The organism is Streptomyces sp. DT224, from assembly GCF_049844595.1.
In the GTDB taxonomy this organism is placed as follows: domain Bacteria; phylum Actinomycetota; class Actinomycetes; order Streptomycetales; family Streptomycetaceae; genus Streptomyces.
The window spans coordinates 430,444-445,061 of the sequence record NZ_JBNCLI010000002.1; the positions used below are offsets into that span (position 1 = coordinate 430,444).

Genomic DNA, 14,618 nt, shown 5'->3' on the forward strand with positions numbered 1-14,618 from the left:
TCGGTCGCTGTGGTGCACGGCTGGTCTCTTGGGCATCAGGCGTCACAGAGTCAGCCATCGTTCCGATAGAGGCGAAGGAGCACGAATGAAGAGATCCAGGGTCATAACGGCCACGATGCTCGGTCTGGCGCTCGCGGTCCCCACGGGCACGGCCGTGGCCGCCAGCGTCACTGCGGCGGGCGCCATCGCCTGGTCCCCCGCAATGAAGGACACCGGGAGGGTGGGCCTCACGGACACTCAGAAGGACGGCGACCCGGTGAAGGCGCAGTACTACCGCTCGGGCGACAGTGACTACAGGACTCTGTGGAACCACAGCGGGTCCGGCGTCAGCGTCTACTCCGCGGATGGTGCGACTATCAAGGAGATCCGGACATGCGAGTCGCGCAATTGGGACCCGGATGTCTGTTCAGGCTGGGTGTACACCTCCTGACCTGAAGTCAGTCGTGCTTCCGCCGCATCCGCCCTCGTTGGGCGGATGCGGCGCCCCGTTGACCATGCCATGAGATCAGGTGCTGTGTGAGAGCTAGCGATTCGGTCGGACTCCGCGTGCGCGGACTGAGCTATCAGGTCGGAGGCCGCACTCTCCTGGACCGCGTGGATCTCACCATCACGCCCGGGGAGTCGATGGCGGTGACCGGGCCCAGCGGATCGGGCAAGTCCACCCTGCTGATGTGCTTGCTGGGGCTGGTCAGGCCCCAGGCCGGGACCATCGTCGCGGGGGGGCTGGAGCTGACCGCTTTGCGATCCGCGCGCCTGGCCCAAGCCCGGCGTCGAACCATTGGAATGGTCTTCCAGTTCGGGGAGCTTCTTCCCGAGCTCAGCCCTGTGGAGAACGTCGCGCTGCCCGTCCTGCTCGACGGAGGGAGCCACCAGGACGCCTACCGTCGAGCCGCTGAACTGCTGCACGATCTCGGTGTCCCGTCCGGTTCCACTCCCACTGGGCAGCTCTCCGGCGGCGAACGCCAGCGCACCGCGGTGGCCCGCGCCCTGATCACCGACCCTCAGGTCCTCCTTGCCGACGAGCCCACAGGCGCGCTGGATCCCGAAGCCAAGAACGCGGTGGCGGAGTTGCTGTACGCCAGTGCCCGCGAGCGCGGTTGCTCTCTGCTGGTGGTAACCCACGATCCGGCCGTGGCCGAGCGCGCCGACCACCGCCACGAACTCCGTGCCGGGCTCCTTGCCCCGATGGGTGCACGGTGAGGGCGGGCACGATGCGCACGGTCATCACACTCCTGCGCATCGGCCTGGCCGCCGGCCGGTCCACGCCGGGCGATCGTCTGCGCTGGTGGGTGCTGGTCGTGGCTGCCGCCACCGTGGCGTTTGTCGCGGTGGCCACCGCGGGCACGGTGGCCACCTACGAGGGGCGCAAGGCCCGGTCTGACGCCCGGGGCGTGGTGTTCGCTGAGGGCAGGGACGCACCGCTGCTGTACCGGCCAGGAGGGGACTCCATCGACGGGCACCCGGTGTCCGTCGTCTTCGTCTACCCGATGACCGAGGACGCCCCGGTGCCCGCGGGTGTCCGTCACTGGCCGGAGCCCGGCGGAGTGCTCCTCTCCCCAGAACTGGTGCGTACAGGCCGGTCGGAGGGGGTCCTGACGCGTTACGGTACGTTCTCCGGCACTGTGGAGCCCGCTGGCCTCGCCTCCCCCTCTGAGCGGATCGCCTACGTTCGGGTGGCCTCGCTGCCCACGAACCATGCTCAGTGGGTGCCGGTCTCGGCCTTCGGCGGCAGGGGCGGCTCGACCGGCGAGATGCGCTACGAGTGGCCGCTGAACTCGACCCTCCTCATGCTGTGGGCACTGGCGGGTGTACCGGCGCTCGCGCTGACTGTGGTGGCGGCGCGGGTGGGTTCACGCTCCCGTGACCGGCGCAGCGGGCTGCTGCAGGCGCTGGGCGGTGTGTGGTGGCATCGGGCGGTGGTCAACCTCGGGGAGGCGGTGTTCCCCGCCGCACTGGGTGCGGCCTTTGCGCTGGTCCCGTACACCATCGCTGCCTGCTGGGATCTGCGGCTGCCGCCCACCGGATACATTCTTGACCACCGTGATCTGTGGGCGCGGTGGCCTGCGGCGGCAGCCATCGCGGCGGGTGCGCTAGTGCTGGTGCTGGCCATCGTCGTAGGTACGCACCGTGTCTACGCCGACGGTACGTCCAACCGTCCGGCATCTGCCGCCTCCGGGGTGCCGCGCTGGCGGCTGGCGGCCTGCGGTGGCGGCGCCGCACTGGTGGTGTTGAGCCAGTACGCCCCATCAGGCACGCAGTTGGCCATCTACTGCTGCGGAACGGTGACGATGTGGGCGTTCCTGTCCTCCGTCGTGGCAGTTCTCACCCGCCGACTGGGTGCACGGCTGGCGGACGGCGGGAAGCGCGAGGGGCACCCGGGCCGGCTGGTCGGCGGGCGGTGGACGCACGCGCATCCCGGGGTCATCGTGCGGCTCGCACTGGCCATGGTGATCGGTATCGGGATCCTCACCCAGATGCAGATCTGGACCAGCCGCCTCGCGGATCAGGAGCTGGCCGTGCGCCTCACCAAGGAGCGCATCGAGGACACAGTGATCGAGCTGACCGTTCCCGCCATGGACGCCGCGCAGACGGACCGCCTCCGCGCCGCGCTGCCTCCCGGATCGGCGCTGCTGACCCACACCTTGGGCGATCCGGGAAAATACCAGCGCCCGCGTATCACCGTTCAGGGCACCTGCCGTGATCTGCGCGTCCTGGACATCGACTGCCAGGGGAACGCGGCGTCCAGCGCTATCCAGGCCCAGGAGATGCGCCGGTGGTACGGCGCCGACCTCACCTTCGCGCCAGTGTCCCGGGTCACCGCGAAACCCGGCGGCACCCAGCTCCTCGTGGTCGTGACACCCGAACCCGGACACCTCGCCGAGGTAAAACACGCCGCATACACGCTGCCCACCCCCGCAGTGCAGGTCAAGGTGCTCGGTGGAGTGTGGGAGACCAATGACCGTGCACGACTGGTGAACTGGATCCGCCTCTTCGGAAGTGCCGGGCTCTTCTTCGTCCTGCTGGCCGGAGGGGTGAGTGCGGCAGCCGAGTTCATCCGCGTCCGCCAGGTTCTCGCGCCGCTGTCCGTCCTGACCGGCCACCGCCGGATCTTCCGCTCCGTATCCACCTGGTACCTCACCGTGCCTCTACTCATCGCCACCGCTGTCACCACAGTGGTGACCGCCTGGCACGCGGTGTTCTTCATCGCGCTGGTCAACGAAGGCACCGTGTCCTGGACCATCCTGGGCGCCGGAGCCGCGGCATGTGCCCTGGTCTCGCTCGCCGTCGGGCACCTCGCTGCCCGGGCGGCGGCCCGGGCAGCGGACCAGTGGGTGCCCACTGCGGATTGACCTCACAAGCTGGGCACGTCCGGGGGACTGGCGGGCCAGCGTGTTCGTGGCCCCGGAAGGGCTGAAACCTGGCGGCAACTGCCGCCAGGTTTCAGCCCTTCCGGGTGATTCATTGGATGCTGTTGTCTTTCCGAGTCCGACGACTGTGTTTTCGCTGGTCAGGGGTAGGGGCGGCGCCGGTGTGGGAGTGATGGGGTGTCGCTTCGTCGCTCTCGTGGAGGCCGTGGATGCCGTCGGTTGTCGGAATGCTGGAACAGCACGAGCTTGCTGCTCGTCGTCGTGTGGACGGGCCGCGTGAGGAAGCGGACCGCATCCAGGCCGAGCTCGCGGTGGCCGAGCAGGAGTGGTCGGAGTGGACGATCGCTCGCGAGCGTGTCGGTGCGGTGCTGTCCGCGCCGGGCAGTGACTCAGTCGGCGTGGTCGCCTCCGACGTGCCAGAGGGTGTCGGAACGGGAGCCGAGGTGGAGGCGTCTGCGCCTCTGGTGGTGAAGGCGAGGTCACAGGTTCCGGTGTGGCGCGAAGGGCTGGGCGGGACGGCACTGTCGGTGGACTACCAGCGCATCCTGGCCGCGCTCGAGGATCAGGTCCGTCTCGGTCAAGGGCCGCTGACCTGTCAGGAGTTGGACGCCGCGTTCGGCCCGGACGTGGTGCCGGCCAAGGTGGAGGGGCTACGGTCGAAGGCGAAACAACTGGTCGCGCGGGGCTGGCCGGCCGAGCCGGCACCGGGCCGGTTCACCCTCGCGCGGAGCGTGAGCGGGCCAGGCGGCGGGTCATGATCATGGTCATCGACCAGTAGATCATCGCCTCGGCGCTGCTGGTGGAACGTTCGAAGTCACGGACCAGGCGGCGGCTTCGCATCAGGTGGGCGAAGAGCCGCTCGACGATCCACCGCTTGGGCCCGTCGCTCTCTTTCAGGATCTCGATTGTCTGCTGCTGCTCGCGGTTCTCCTTGCGCAGCCGGCGCATTTCGTCGCGCTCGGCGCTGGTCAGCTCGCCCGGGGCTCCCTCGCCCCGATCGGCTCTGGCCCGGTGGTACCAGCCGCGCAGGGACTCGGAGCTGATGCCCAGTTCCCGGGCAACCGCGGTGACCGTCTTGCCCGAGGAGTCGACGAGCGCGATCGCGTCCCGCTTGGATTCCTCGGTGTACCTCTTCGTGTACTTGTTTCCCACCTGGTGCTACTTCCTCTGGACCCTCAGGTCCCAGTCTCCGGGTGTCCACGAGCAAGGGGAAGACCGCGACGGCGCACGGATCGTCTCGGTCAGTTCGACGGCGCACATGCGTGCCGGCATCGACTTCGACGACCGCCCACTTCGAGCGTCGCAGCTACGATCCGCAAACTGCCTACGCCCAGTCGAAGACGGCGAACTCCCTATCCGCCGTCGAAGCAAGTCACCGCCGGGCGTCCGACGGCATCACTGCCAATGCGGTGAACCCCGGTGGTGTCTCGACGGGACTGCAGCGGAACTTCACCAGGCAGCAGAAGGAGTCGCTCGACGCGGCCGAAGCCGCCGGAGTCTTCACCTACAAAACGGTCGAGCAGGGCGCTGCCACCAGCATCGTCGCGGCCGGCGCCCCGGCCGATCGTGCGGCCTTTCGGCGTAGCGGGGCGTCCTTCGAGACACAGCTGGTGATGGTGGGGCGGGCAGCCTCGTAGTGGATCAGGCACGCATCGGCGGCAGGTCGACGCCAGCCAGCAGGGGATGCGGCGGATTCACTCCTCCACTCCCATGGCGAAGGCTCCCGCAAGAGCGGGAGCCTCGCATCTCCGCAGGTCAGGACGCTGTCACGAAACTGAGTTCAAGGGGGGACCCCTGGAACGCGCCTGAACCGCCGGATGGCCGCGCACCTGCACTCGCTGCTGCCCGGGGTGCGGATCAACACCGAGCCGGAGCCCGGTCCCGACCGGGGCGCCTTCCAGATCGGCTCGGAGCGCTACCGGGTGGAGAAGGGCGTCAGCGAGTACGTGCTGCCGGCCCGGCTGACGACCGGTCAGGACGCCCGGCCGGTCTTCCTCTTCTGCGGGCAGCAGGCCATCACCAACCAGGCCGCCACCCGTTACCTGGCCCGCCACCACGAACGGCTCGCCCGCAAGCACGGCAACAACACCTTCTGCCTGCTCCTGAAGGTGGTCAACTCCCAGGCATACGGCCCCGATGTGGTCGAGCTGGTCGCGGACGTCACCCGCGCGGCCCAGTCCCCGGTGCCCGCGCCGCGCACCTCGCACCGCGCGGGAGCCTGAACCCCACCGACCGGGAAGGTCACACGGAACGGCGCTCCGGACCGCCGGGGCGATGGAACTCCCGCCTCAGCTCGTTGAAGCCACGCTCCTCGCGAATGGGGTGGACGCGGTTCGTGAGCAGGATCGCGTAGCGGCCGGCCGCGGGGTCGAGCCACAGGCTCGTGCCGGTGAATCCCGTGTGGCCGTACGAGGCCGGGCCGAAGGCGTCGCCCACCGGCGATCCGGCCTGGTCCTGACCCTGCCAGGCCAGTGCGCGGCGCAGGTTGAGGTGGTCCGTGCGCGGGGTGGCCATCAGCGTGAGGGTGTCCGGCTGCAGCAGCGGGGGGCCGCCGCCCAGCAGGCAGAGCGCGATGCGTTCCATGTCCGCGAGGGTGGAGAAGAGTCCCGCGTGCCCGGCGACGCCGCCGAGTACCACGGCGTTCTCGTCGTGCACCTCGCCGACGACGGTCCGGCCGCGCCACGGGCAGACTTCGGTGGCCACCGCGCGTTCCCGGTCGGCGGGGGCCGGGCGGAAGCGGGTGTCGGTGAGGCCGAGGGGTGCGCACACGAGCTCGTTCATCAGCTCGTCCAGGCCCCGGCCCGTGGCCTGTTCGGCGATGAGGCCGAGCAGGATGAACCCCTGGGAGGAGTACGTGACCCGGGTTCCGGGTTCGGCGTTGCGCGGCAGTGTGCCGAGCGCCGTGAGCAGGGAATCACGGGTGGGGTGGTCGCGGTAGAGCGGGACCCCGCCCGGGAGCCCCGAGGTGTGGTCGAGGAGTTGGGCGATCGTACGCCGGGCGTGCGGGCTCGCCCCGTAGCGGGCCAGATGCTGTCCGACGGTGTCGCCGAGGCGGAGGTCGCCCCGCTCCACGAGCGCCATGACGACCAGGCCCACCAGCGGCTTGGTCACGGACGCCAGGTCCCACAGGTCGTCGCCGTCCAGCGCGGGCCCGCCCATCGCGCGGGTGCCCGTCCAGCCGCGGTCCAGCGGGCCCGACGCGTCGCCGAGTGACCAGGCGGCACCCGAGTAGAGGCCGCGGGCCCGGCCGTGTTCCAGCAGCCGGCGGCGGGCGGACGCCACGCCCGGGTCCCACGCCGTCACCATGACCTCTCCTGCCTCTCGTGTCCGCCTGCTCTCCGCTCGTCCGCTTCCCGCTCGGGCCCCGGGACCAGTCCGAGCCGTGCGCCGGGCTGCGCGGCCAGGCCCGCCGACACCGCTGCCGCGGCCGAGCGCACCATCGGCCCGTACTGCCGCGCCGCCGCCTCGTCCAGCATGAAGGCGAGCCCCGTCAGGACGAGGGCACCGGCCACGCGGCCGGCCGCGTCGCGCACCGGGGCGGCGAGCGCGCGCCGGTCGGCCCAGGGGTCGGCGCCGTCGAAGGCGTAGCCGTCCCGGGCCGCGGCGCTCAGGGCGGCGCGGGTCATCTCGTCGGCGGGGGCGCCGTCGGCGCCGGCGGCCAGCGGTTCGCGCTCCTCGGCCGGCAGGGCGGCCAGCAGGGCGAGGCCCGCCGCCCCCGCGGTGAGCGGTTCGCGGAAGCCGGGGCCCAGGTCGAGGCCGAGGGTCTGCGCGGGAGCGCGGACGTCCAGATGGATGACCATGCGGTCGTCGCGGACCACGTACGAGGCGAACAGTCCGGTGCGTACGCGGAGTTCGTCCAGGAGCGGACCGGCCCGGCGCAAGGCTGCGTCGTCGGCGAGCGCGCCCGCGGCGAGGCCGAGGAGCCGGGGGCCCGGGCGGTAGCTGCCGCCCGGGGCCGCCTCGGCGTAGCCCGACGCGGCGAGGGCGCGCAGCAGTCGGTGCACGGTCGGCTTGGCCAGCCCCGTACGCCGGGCGAGGTCCGCGAGGCGGTGCGGGGCGCCTGCCCCGGCGAGGGCTGCCAGCACTTCCATCGCCTTGTCCACCGGGCCGGACGCGGTTGGCGCGGTGTCCGCTCCGGCGCCCCCGGAGGTGCCGATGGGCACCTCGGCGGAGGTCTGCTGCTGCGAACGACTGTTGACCGGTTTCCCCATGTGGCCTACCTTACCCGAACTGCATTCCATTCACCGGAACGAGTGTGTTGTCCAATGGAACGAATACGTGAAGGGGGAGGCGGCCCGGGCGTCAGGTGCTCCCGCCGTTCGGTGCTGCGGCTGACCGGCCTCGCGGTGCCCGCTCTCGCCGCTCCCGCCCTGCTGACCGGGTGCGGAGCACCGTCGGCGGCCTCGGCCGGCAATGTGCTGCGGGTCTCCCAGACCGGGGACCCCAAGACGATGGACCCGCACAAACAGGGCGACATGACGTCGATGAACGCCCTGATCAACATGTTCGACACGCTCACCACGCGAGGCCGCGACAACTCCCTCCAGCCCCGGATCGCCCTGTCCTGGAAGGCTGTTGAGCCCACGGTGTGGCGGTTCGAACTGCGCCGGGGCGTCACCTTCCACAACGGTGAGCCGTGCGACGCCGAGGCCGTCCGCTTCAGCATCGAGCGGTTGCTGGACCCCGCGACGAAGTCGCCCATCGTGGAGCTTCGTTACGTCGAGGGCGTCACGGTGGCCGGACCGTACACGGTGGACGTGCGCACCTCGGTGCACGACCCGATCCTGCCCGCGAAGCTGTCGTTGTTCGGAGGCGTCGTGGTGCCTCCGCGCTATCTCGCGAAGGTCGGCGACGAGGGCTTCGCCGCACACCCGGTGGGCACCGGCCCGTTCACGTTCCGGCACTGGCAACGCGACCACGAACTGCGCCTGGCCGCCTACGACCACCACTGGCAGGGGCGCCCGCACGTCGACGAGCTGGTCTTCGTACCCGCCCCCAACTCCTCCTCCGCGCTGGCGGCGCTGCAGAGCGGCGGCGTCGACATCGTGGCGGGCATGACCCCGGACGCAGCGCAGCAGTTGGCCGGCTATCCGGGTGTGCGGATCGGCCACCACACCGGCATCCGCACCTCGTACCTGTCGCTGGACACCCTTTCCGAGGGGCCGCTGCGCGACCGGCGCGTACGGCAGGCGCTCAACCACGCCATCGACGTGCCCCTGCTCATCAAGGCGGTGCTCGGCGGGAACGCCACCGAGGTCCCGGCCATGATCCCGCGCGGCGCCTTCGGTTTCGACGAGTCCGTGAAACCCTTCGAGCGTTCGCTCACCAAGGCCCGCGCACTGCTGGCCGAGGCGGGGCATCCCGACGGAATCAGCACGTCGATCACCGCCTCCAACCTGGACGCGAACGTCGCCGAGGCCATCGCCGGGCTGCTGTCCCGCGCCGGTATCCGGGCCAAGGTGAATCTGCTCGACCCGGGCACGTACTCCCAGCGCCTGACCTCCTCCAACCACGGCGCGCTCGGCCCCGTCTATCTGGCCGCGTCCACCGTCTGGACCATGGACGGCGAGAGCATGCTCCAGTCGAACGTGCGCAGCGACCGGCGGCAGAGCCGCTGGCACCACAAGCGCGCCGACCGGCTCGTGGACCGCGAGGAGCTTTCCGTGGACCCGGCCGTGCGCCGCCGCGCCTTCTCCGACCTCCAGCAACTGATCAAGGACGAGGCGCCGTTCGTGCCCCTCTACCAGATCGACAACATCTACGTGCACAACACCCGGCCCAGCTGGACGCCCGGCGCCGCAGGGGTGCTGGACATGGCGAGCGCGAAGGTGGCCGTGTGATGAGCCAGACCCTGACCGCACCCGGTGTACGGGTCCCCGGACACAGCCGGGCCTGGGCGGTGCTGCGCCCCGCGGCCTCCCGGCTCGGCGCCGCACTCCTGGTCCTGCTGTGCACCGCCACCGTCGCGTTCTTCCTGGTACGCCTGTCCGGCGACCCGGTGAAGGTGATGCTGCCGCCCGACGCCACCGCCCAGCAGGAGGCCGTGCTGCGGCACGGCCTGGGCCTGGACCGGCCGCTGCTCACGCAGTACCTCGACTACCTGTGGGGCCTGCCGCGCTTCGACTTCGGCAACTCCCTCTTCTACAACCAGCCGGTCCGCGCGGTCCTGGCCGACCGCGTCCCCGCCACCCTGCTGCTCGCTGCGGGCGCCCTCGTGGTGACGCTGGTGATCGCCCTGCCCGCCGGCACGATCGCGGCGATGCGGCGCGGCAAGGCCGCCGACCGCGGTGTCATCACGGCCGTCCTGATCGGCCAGTCGACCCCCGCGTTCTGGGTGGGCATCCTGCTCATCCTCGTGTTCGCCGTGGGACTGCACGCGCTGCCCGCCTCCGGATACGGCACGTTCGCGCATCTCGTCCTGCCGTCGGTCACCCTGGCCGTCTACTCCGTCGCCGTCGTCGCACGGCTGCTGCGCTCGTCGCTGATCGACGTGCTCGGCTCCGACCACATCCGCACGGCCCGCGCCCGGGGTCTCGGACCGGTGCGCACCGTGGTCCGGCACGGTCTGCGCAACGCCTCGCTGCCCGTGGTCACGGTCGTCGGGCTGGAGGTCGGCAGCCTGCTCGGCGGCGCGATCCTCACCGAGCAGGTCTTCTCCTGGCCGGGTGTCGGCCAGCTGACCGTACAGGCCATCGCCAACCGCGACTTCCCCCTGGTCCAGGGCACCGTGCTGCTCTTCGCCGCCACCTTCGTCGTGGTGAACCTGCTCGTGGACCTGTCCTACGGCCTCCTCGACCCGAGGGTGAGGAACTCCCGATGACCACCATCGCCCCCGCGGCCCTCCCCGCCGCCCCCGCTCCCGCCTCGGTCCAGCCCTCCATGCTGCGCTCACTGCTGCGCAACCGGCTCGCCGCCGTCGCACTCGTCTTCCTCCTGCTCATCGTCGTGTGCGCCCTGTTCGCGCCCCTGATCGCGCCGGCCGACCCGGCCGCTCAGAACCTCCTCGGCAGGCTCCAGCCTCCCGCCTGGCAGTCAGGCGGTGACAGCGCCCATCTGCTCGGCACCGACCAGCTCGGCCGCGACCTGCTCTCCCGGGTCGTCTACGGCACGCGCGTCTCCCTGCTCGTCGGTGCCGGCGCGGCCCTGCTCGCCGGGGTGATCGGCACCGCCGCGGGCCTCGCCTCCGGATACCTCGGCGGCTGGACCGACCGGGTCGTGATGCGGTTCGCCGACGTCCAACTCGCCTTCCCCGCGATCCTGCTGGCGCTCGCCGTCGTCGGGTTCGTCGGCTCGGGCCTCGGCTACGTGATCCTCGTGCTCGGCGTCACCGGCTGGGTGTCGTACGCCCGTGTGGTGCGCTCCGAAGTGCTGTCGCTGCGCACCCGGGACTTCGTCACCGAGGCCCGCGCGATCGGCGTCGGCGACCTGGCGATCATGCGGCGGCACCTGCTGCCCAACGTCATGGCGCCGCTGGCCACCATCGGCACGCTGCACATCGCCTCCGCGATCGTCGCCGAAGCCTCGCTCAGCTACCTGGGTCTCGGCGTCCCCAAGGAGACCGTGACCTGGGGCGGCATGCTCGCCGATGGACAGCTCTACCTCGGCACGTCCTGGTGGATCGCCGTCTTCCCCGGCATCGCCCTGATGCTCACTTCGCTCTCCATCAACATCCTGGGCGACGCGCTGCGCGACGTCGCGGACCCGAAGGCGTACCGCCGATGAACGACTCCGCACAGACCCCGTCCGCCGAGCCCGTCCTCGAATTCCTGGATCTGCGCGTCGACTTCGCGCTCGGCTCCTCGACCGTGCACGCCGTACGCGGAGTGAACTTCTCGGTCGCCGCCGGCGAGACCCTGGCCGTCGTCGGCGAGTCCGGCAGCGGCAAGTCGGCCACCGCACTGTCCGCGATGCGGCTGAACCCGGAACCGCCGTGCGTGTACGCGGGCGGCCAGGTGCTGCTCGACGGCCGGGACGTACTCGCCCTGCGCGAGAAGGAACTGCGCACGATCCGCGGGGCCCGGATCTCCATGGTCTTCCAGGACCCGATGACCAGCCTCGACCCCCTGCAACGGGTGGGCGACCAGGTCTCCGAGGTGCTGAGGCTGCACGGCGACCACACCCGGGCCGAGGCCCGCCGGGCCGCCCTGACCGCGCTGGACGAGGTCGGCATCCCCGATCCGGAACGGCGCTACGGCCAGTACCCGCACGAGCTGTCCGGCGGTCTGCGCCAACGCGTCATGATCGCCTCCGCGCTCGTCGCCCGGCCCCGCGTCCTCATCGCGGACGAGCCCACCACCGCGCTCGACGTGACGGTGCAGCGGCAGATCCTGGAGCTGCTCGTCCGGCTCCAGCGACGCCACGGCATGGCCGTCCTGCTCATCACCCACGACCTGGGTGTCGTCGCCGAGACGGCCGACCGCGTCGTCGTCATGCGGCACGGCGAGGTCGTCGAGAGCGGCGACGTCGAACAGATCTTCACGCGTCCCGCCGCCGCGTACACCCGCGAACTGCTGGCCGCCACCCCCCGACTGGAGCCCGTCGCATGACCACGACCCCGCTGCTGGAGATCGAAGGGCTGCGCAAGGAGTTCCCCGGACGCCCCCCGAGCGTCGCGGTCGACGACGTCTCGCTCACCGTCCGGGAAGGCGAGACCTACGCCCTGGTCGGTGAGTCCGGCTGCGGCAAGACGACGCTGACCCGGCTGCTGCTGCGGCTGCTCGAGCCCACCGCGGGCAGCGTGCGGTTCGACGGCACGGATCTGCTCGCCCTGAAGGGGGCCGCGCTGCGGCCGCTGCGCCGGCAGATGCAGGTCGTGCTCCAGGACCCGTACTCCAGCATGAATCCGCGGCTGCGGATCGCCGACATCGTCGGGGAGCCCCTCGTCACGCACGAGGAGTGGGCGCGCGGGCGGCGCGGCCGGGCGAAGGTACGTGACCGGGCCGGGGAGCTCCTCGAAGCGGTCGGCCTGGACGGGGGCATCCTCGACCGCTATCCGCACGAGTTCTCCGGTGGGCAGCGCCAGCGCATCTCGATCGCCCGGGCCCTCGCGCTGGAACCGCGCCTGGTCGTGCTGGACGAGCCGACGAGCGCGCTCGACGTGTCCGTCCAGGCCCGCGTCCTCGACCTGCTCGCCGATCTCCAGGACCGCCTCGGCCTGACGTACGTCTTCATCTCGCACAACCTGGCCGTGGTGCGACAGATCGCCGACCGGGTGGCCGTGATGCGACAGGGCCGCATCGTCGAGTCCGGCACCGCGGACCAGGTGTTCACCGCGCCCGGGGAGACGTACACCCGGCGGCTCCTGGACGCGGTGCCGGTGCCCGACCCGGGCCGCCGCATCCTCGGAGGCGTCGGCGCGTGAGGTCCGTACGAGGGCGTGTTCCGAAAGCAGCGCCGTCCGCCCGCGGGGCCGGACAGGCGGGACTTTCGCCACACGTCCTAGCTCCCCGACAGGACCAGCCCCGCCGCCCCCAGCAGCGTGCCCGTGTCCGCCGCCTCGCCGAGGACCACGGTGGGCAGCTCGCCGCCGCCGAGCGCGTCGGCGCGCAGCCGCGACTCGACCAGGGCCCGGAACGGCTCGCCCCCGTCCAGGGCCTCGCCGTGCAGCACGAACAGGCCGCACGCGAACAACTGCTGGACGGTGGCGAGGCCGAGCACCAGGTTCTCCGCGTACCGGCCGACGAGACGGGCGGCGGCCGGCGCATCGGACGCCACCAGCGCCCCCAGGGTGGCCGCGTCCCGCACGAAGCCGTGCTCGGCGGCGCGCTCGCGCAGCCAGCGCGTCGTCGCCACGGTCTTCCAGCAGCCGCGCCGTCCGCAGGTGCAGAGTTCACCACTCGCGGTGACCGTCATATGGGCGCCGCTGCGTCCGCCGGACGGAGCGAGCACCTCCCCCTCGTAGAGGATGCCGACGCCGAGGACCTCACCGGTCGCGACGGAGGCGAAGGAGCGCCGGCCGCGCCCCGCGCCGAACCAGCGGTCACCGAGCACCTGCACGCGCGCCCGGTGCTCGATCCGCACGGGAACGCCCGCCAGGACCGCGAGCCGGTCGGCCACCGGGTAGCCGCGCAGCGCCGGGGCGTCGTTCACCTCGATGATCCGGCCCGCCACCGGGTCCACCACACCGGCCGCCGCCACGCCGACACCGAGCAGCAGCTGCCCGTCGAAGACCGCGGCCGCCTCGCGCAGCGCCGCGTCCACGAGCGACGGGTCCGCGCCCCCCGGGTCGAAGCGGGCCTGCGTCCGGGCACGCACGGCTCCGGCACGGGTGAGCAGCGCGGCACGCACCAGCCCGGGCAGCACCTCGACGGCGCCCAGCACACCGCCGTCCCGACCGGCCGGCTCGTCCGGCCGCGGGTCGGGAACCAACCGCAAAGGAATACGTTCATGCGCCATGCGCCGACTCTGTCATGCCCCCGGACCGGGGAGACAGCGGCATGACCCACCGCAATCTGACCGAGACCACCTGGCGCGAGACACGGGCGGCGGCGCCCGGGGCCATCGCCGTCCTGCCGATCGGCTCGCAGGAGCAGCACGCCGAGCACCTGCCGATGGGCACGGACACGATGCTCGCCGACGCCGTGGTCTCCCGGGCCCTGGCGCTGCTCGACGAGCGGGCCGCCGCCGGCGAGGCCGTGCCCTCCCTCGTACGCCTGCCGACCCTGCCGTACGGACACAGCCCGCACCACCTGTTCGCGGCGGCGCTCACGCTGTCGGCGCCGGTGCTCGGCATGGTGCTGGACGAGCTCCTCGACTCGCTGGCCGCCTGCGGCTACCGCCGGGTGCTCGTCGTCAACGGCCACGGGGGCAACGACGAGATCATGCGGCTCGCGGTCAAGCGGTTCGCGCTGCGCGCCGAGGTGACGGCCGCCGCGTGCTCGTACTGGACGCTCACCGACACCGGTGAACCCGAGGAAGGCGCGGAGGAGACGGACTGGCTCCACGCCGAGCTGGTGCCCGGCCACGCCGGCTGGTTCGAGACGTCGCTGATGCTGGCCGCGCAGCCGGCGCTGGTACGGGCCGAGCGGACCGGGCACGCGCCGGTCGAGCCCCCACCCCTGTTCGACAAGCCGCCCTACCCCGGGCTGACCGTGGAGCGGCACGGCGAGTGGGAGCGGGTGGGCGGCGCCACCGACGACGCGTCCGGTGCCGACGCCGTGCACGGCGAGCGCCTGCTCGACCGCCGCGCCCGCGGCCTGGCCCGCGCGGTGCTCGCCTTCGATGCCGCGTCGCGTCCCCTCGCGTGACCCC

The 14,618-nt window shown here is 71.8% G+C and carries 14 protein-coding genes and 2 pseudogenes; 12 read left to right on the top strand and 4 right to left on the bottom strand.

The features are described from left to right. The first annotated feature begins 85 nt into the window (after window positions 1–85). From ACLQ2N_RS05520 to ACLQ2N_RS05535, 4 genes are all read left to right on the top strand, one after another. Window positions 86–430, top strand: a complete 345-nt coding sequence (locus tag ACLQ2N_RS05520) for a hypothetical protein (RefSeq protein ID WP_328903447.1) — start codon at window positions 86–88, stop codon at window positions 428–430. Window positions 431–594: 164 nt separating this feature from the next. Next, window positions 595–1,200: an ABC transporter ATP-binding protein gene (locus ACLQ2N_RS05525; RefSeq protein ID WP_328903446.1), complete on the top strand. Its 606-nt coding sequence runs from the start codon at window positions 595–597 to the stop codon at window positions 1,198–1,200. Window positions 1,201–1,211: 11 nt separating this feature from the next. Beyond that, window positions 1,212–3,350, top strand: coding sequence for a permease (locus tag ACLQ2N_RS05530; RefSeq protein WP_425809608.1), 2,139 nt, complete (start codon window positions 1,212–1,214; stop codon window positions 3,348–3,350). A gap of 227 nt (window positions 3,351–3,577) precedes the next feature. Further along, on the top strand, window positions 3,578–4,126 hold the full coding sequence (locus ACLQ2N_RS05535; protein ID WP_425809610.1) for a hypothetical protein: 549 nt from the start codon (window positions 3,578–3,580) through the stop codon (window positions 4,124–4,126). Here the strand turns inward: ACLQ2N_RS05535 and ACLQ2N_RS05540 are convergent. Further along, window positions 4,083–4,520 carry a transposase gene (locus ACLQ2N_RS05540; protein WP_425809612.1) on the bottom strand — a complete coding sequence of 146 codons (438 nt, stop codon included), beginning with the start codon at window positions 4,518–4,520 and terminating at the stop codon, window positions 4,083–4,085. The genes ACLQ2N_RS05535 and ACLQ2N_RS05540 overlap by 44 nt on opposite strands. 61 nt (window positions 4,521–4,581) lie before the next feature. On the opposite strand from ACLQ2N_RS05540, the pseudogene ACLQ2N_RS05545 reads away from it, so the two are divergent. Beyond that, window positions 4,582–4,966 (top strand): annotated as a pseudogene (locus tag ACLQ2N_RS05545) (SDR family NAD(P)-dependent oxidoreductase); the annotation flags it as partial. Window positions 4,967–5,173: 207 nt separating this feature from the next. Then, window positions 5,174–5,590, top strand: a pseudogene (locus ACLQ2N_RS05550) (hypothetical protein); the annotation flags it as partial. Window positions 5,591–5,609: 19 nt separating this feature from the next. Here the strand turns inward: ACLQ2N_RS05550 and ACLQ2N_RS05555 are convergent. Next, window positions 5,610–6,674 carry a serine hydrolase domain-containing protein gene (locus tag ACLQ2N_RS05555; RefSeq protein ID WP_425809614.1) on the bottom strand — a complete coding sequence of 355 codons (1,065 nt, stop codon included), beginning with the start codon at window positions 6,672–6,674 and terminating at the stop codon, window positions 5,610–5,612. Continuing rightward, complete coding sequence (locus ACLQ2N_RS05560; RefSeq protein ID WP_425809616.1) at window positions 6,668–7,579, bottom strand: IclR family transcriptional regulator; 912 nt, start codon at window positions 7,577–7,579, stop codon at window positions 6,668–6,670. The genes ACLQ2N_RS05555 and ACLQ2N_RS05560 overlap by 7 nt, the downstream gene beginning before the upstream one ends. Before the next feature lie 54 nt (window positions 7,580–7,633). On the opposite strand from ACLQ2N_RS05560, the gene ACLQ2N_RS05565 reads away from it, so the two are divergent. From ACLQ2N_RS05565 to ACLQ2N_RS05585, 5 genes are read left to right on the top strand one after another with little or no spacing between them, the layout of a single operon-like run. Continuing rightward, the gene (locus ACLQ2N_RS05565; RefSeq protein WP_425809618.1) at window positions 7,634–9,208 is read left to right on the top strand and encodes an ABC transporter substrate-binding protein; all 1,575 of its coding nucleotides are present in this window, start codon (window positions 7,634–7,636) and stop codon (window positions 9,206–9,208) included. After that, entirely contained in the window at window positions 9,208–10,188 is a 981-nt protein-coding gene (locus ACLQ2N_RS05570; RefSeq protein WP_425809620.1) for an ABC transporter permease, read from the top strand. The genes ACLQ2N_RS05565 and ACLQ2N_RS05570 overlap by 1 nt, the downstream gene beginning before the upstream one ends. Next, window positions 10,185–11,090: an ABC transporter permease gene (locus ACLQ2N_RS05575; RefSeq protein ID WP_425809622.1), complete on the top strand. Its 906-nt coding sequence runs from the start codon at window positions 10,185–10,187 to the stop codon at window positions 11,088–11,090. The genes ACLQ2N_RS05570 and ACLQ2N_RS05575 overlap by 4 nt, the downstream gene beginning before the upstream one ends. Then, window positions 11,087–11,914 carry an ATP-binding cassette domain-containing protein gene (locus tag ACLQ2N_RS05580; protein WP_425809624.1) on the top strand — a complete coding sequence of 276 codons (828 nt, stop codon included), beginning with the start codon at window positions 11,087–11,089 and terminating at the stop codon, window positions 11,912–11,914. Before ACLQ2N_RS05575 ends, ACLQ2N_RS05580 begins: the two co-directional genes overlap by 4 nt. Beyond that, window positions 11,911–12,729, top strand: coding sequence for an ATP-binding cassette domain-containing protein (locus ACLQ2N_RS05585; protein WP_425809626.1), 819 nt, complete (start codon window positions 11,911–11,913; stop codon window positions 12,727–12,729). The genes ACLQ2N_RS05580 and ACLQ2N_RS05585 overlap by 4 nt, the downstream gene beginning before the upstream one ends. A 77-nt stretch (window positions 12,730–12,806) precedes the next feature. Here ACLQ2N_RS05585 and ACLQ2N_RS05590 read toward each other — a convergent pair whose 3' ends face one another. Further along, window positions 12,807–13,763 carry an ROK family protein gene (locus ACLQ2N_RS05590; protein ID WP_425809628.1) on the bottom strand — a complete coding sequence of 319 codons (957 nt, stop codon included), beginning with the start codon at window positions 13,761–13,763 and terminating at the stop codon, window positions 12,807–12,809. A gap of 41 nt (window positions 13,764–13,804) precedes the next feature. Between ACLQ2N_RS05590 and ACLQ2N_RS05595 the strand changes: the two genes are divergently transcribed. Then, complete coding sequence (locus tag ACLQ2N_RS05595) at window positions 13,805–14,614, top strand: creatininase family protein (RefSeq protein WP_425809630.1); 810 nt, start codon at window positions 13,805–13,807, stop codon at window positions 14,612–14,614. Window positions 14,615–14,618: the final 4 nt, after the last annotated feature.

Excerpts from the sequence above, each read along its gene's own strand:
- ACLQ2N_RS05560 (WP_425809616.1), bottom strand. The coding sequence starts at position 7,579 with ATGGGGAAACCGGTCAACAGTCGTTCGCAGCAGCAGACCTCCGCCGAG.
- ACLQ2N_RS05590 (WP_425809628.1), bottom strand. The coding sequence starts at position 13,763 with ATGGCGCATGAACGTATTCCTTTGCGGTTGGTTCCCGACCCGCGGCCG.
- ACLQ2N_RS05535 (WP_425809610.1), top strand. The coding sequence starts at position 3,578 with ATGCCGTCGGTTGTCGGAATGCTGGAACAGCACGAGCTTGCTGCTCGT.
- ACLQ2N_RS05570 (WP_425809620.1), top strand. The coding sequence starts at position 9,208 with ATGAGCCAGACCCTGACCGCACCCGGTGTACGGGTCCCCGGACACAGC.
- ACLQ2N_RS05555 (WP_425809614.1), bottom strand. The coding sequence starts at position 6,674 with ATGGTGACGGCGTGGGACCCGGGCGTGGCGTCCGCCCGCCGCCGGCTG.
- ACLQ2N_RS05595 (WP_425809630.1), top strand. The coding sequence starts at position 13,805 with ATGACCCACCGCAATCTGACCGAGACCACCTGGCGCGAGACACGGGCG.
- ACLQ2N_RS05520 (WP_328903447.1), top strand. The coding sequence starts at position 86 with ATGAAGAGATCCAGGGTCATAACGGCCACGATGCTCGGTCTGGCGCTC.
- ACLQ2N_RS05575 (WP_425809622.1), top strand. The coding sequence starts at position 10,185 with ATGACCACCATCGCCCCCGCGGCCCTCCCCGCCGCCCCCGCTCCCGCC.
- ACLQ2N_RS05565 (WP_425809618.1), top strand. The coding sequence starts at position 7,634 with ATGGAACGAATACGTGAAGGGGGAGGCGGCCCGGGCGTCAGGTGCTCC.
- ACLQ2N_RS05580 (WP_425809624.1), top strand. The coding sequence starts at position 11,087 with ATGAACGACTCCGCACAGACCCCGTCCGCCGAGCCCGTCCTCGAATTC.
- ACLQ2N_RS05585 (WP_425809626.1), top strand. The coding sequence starts at position 11,911 with ATGACCACGACCCCGCTGCTGGAGATCGAAGGGCTGCGCAAGGAGTTC.
- ACLQ2N_RS05530 (WP_425809608.1), top strand. The coding sequence starts at position 1,212 with ATGCGCACGGTCATCACACTCCTGCGCATCGGCCTGGCCGCCGGCCGG.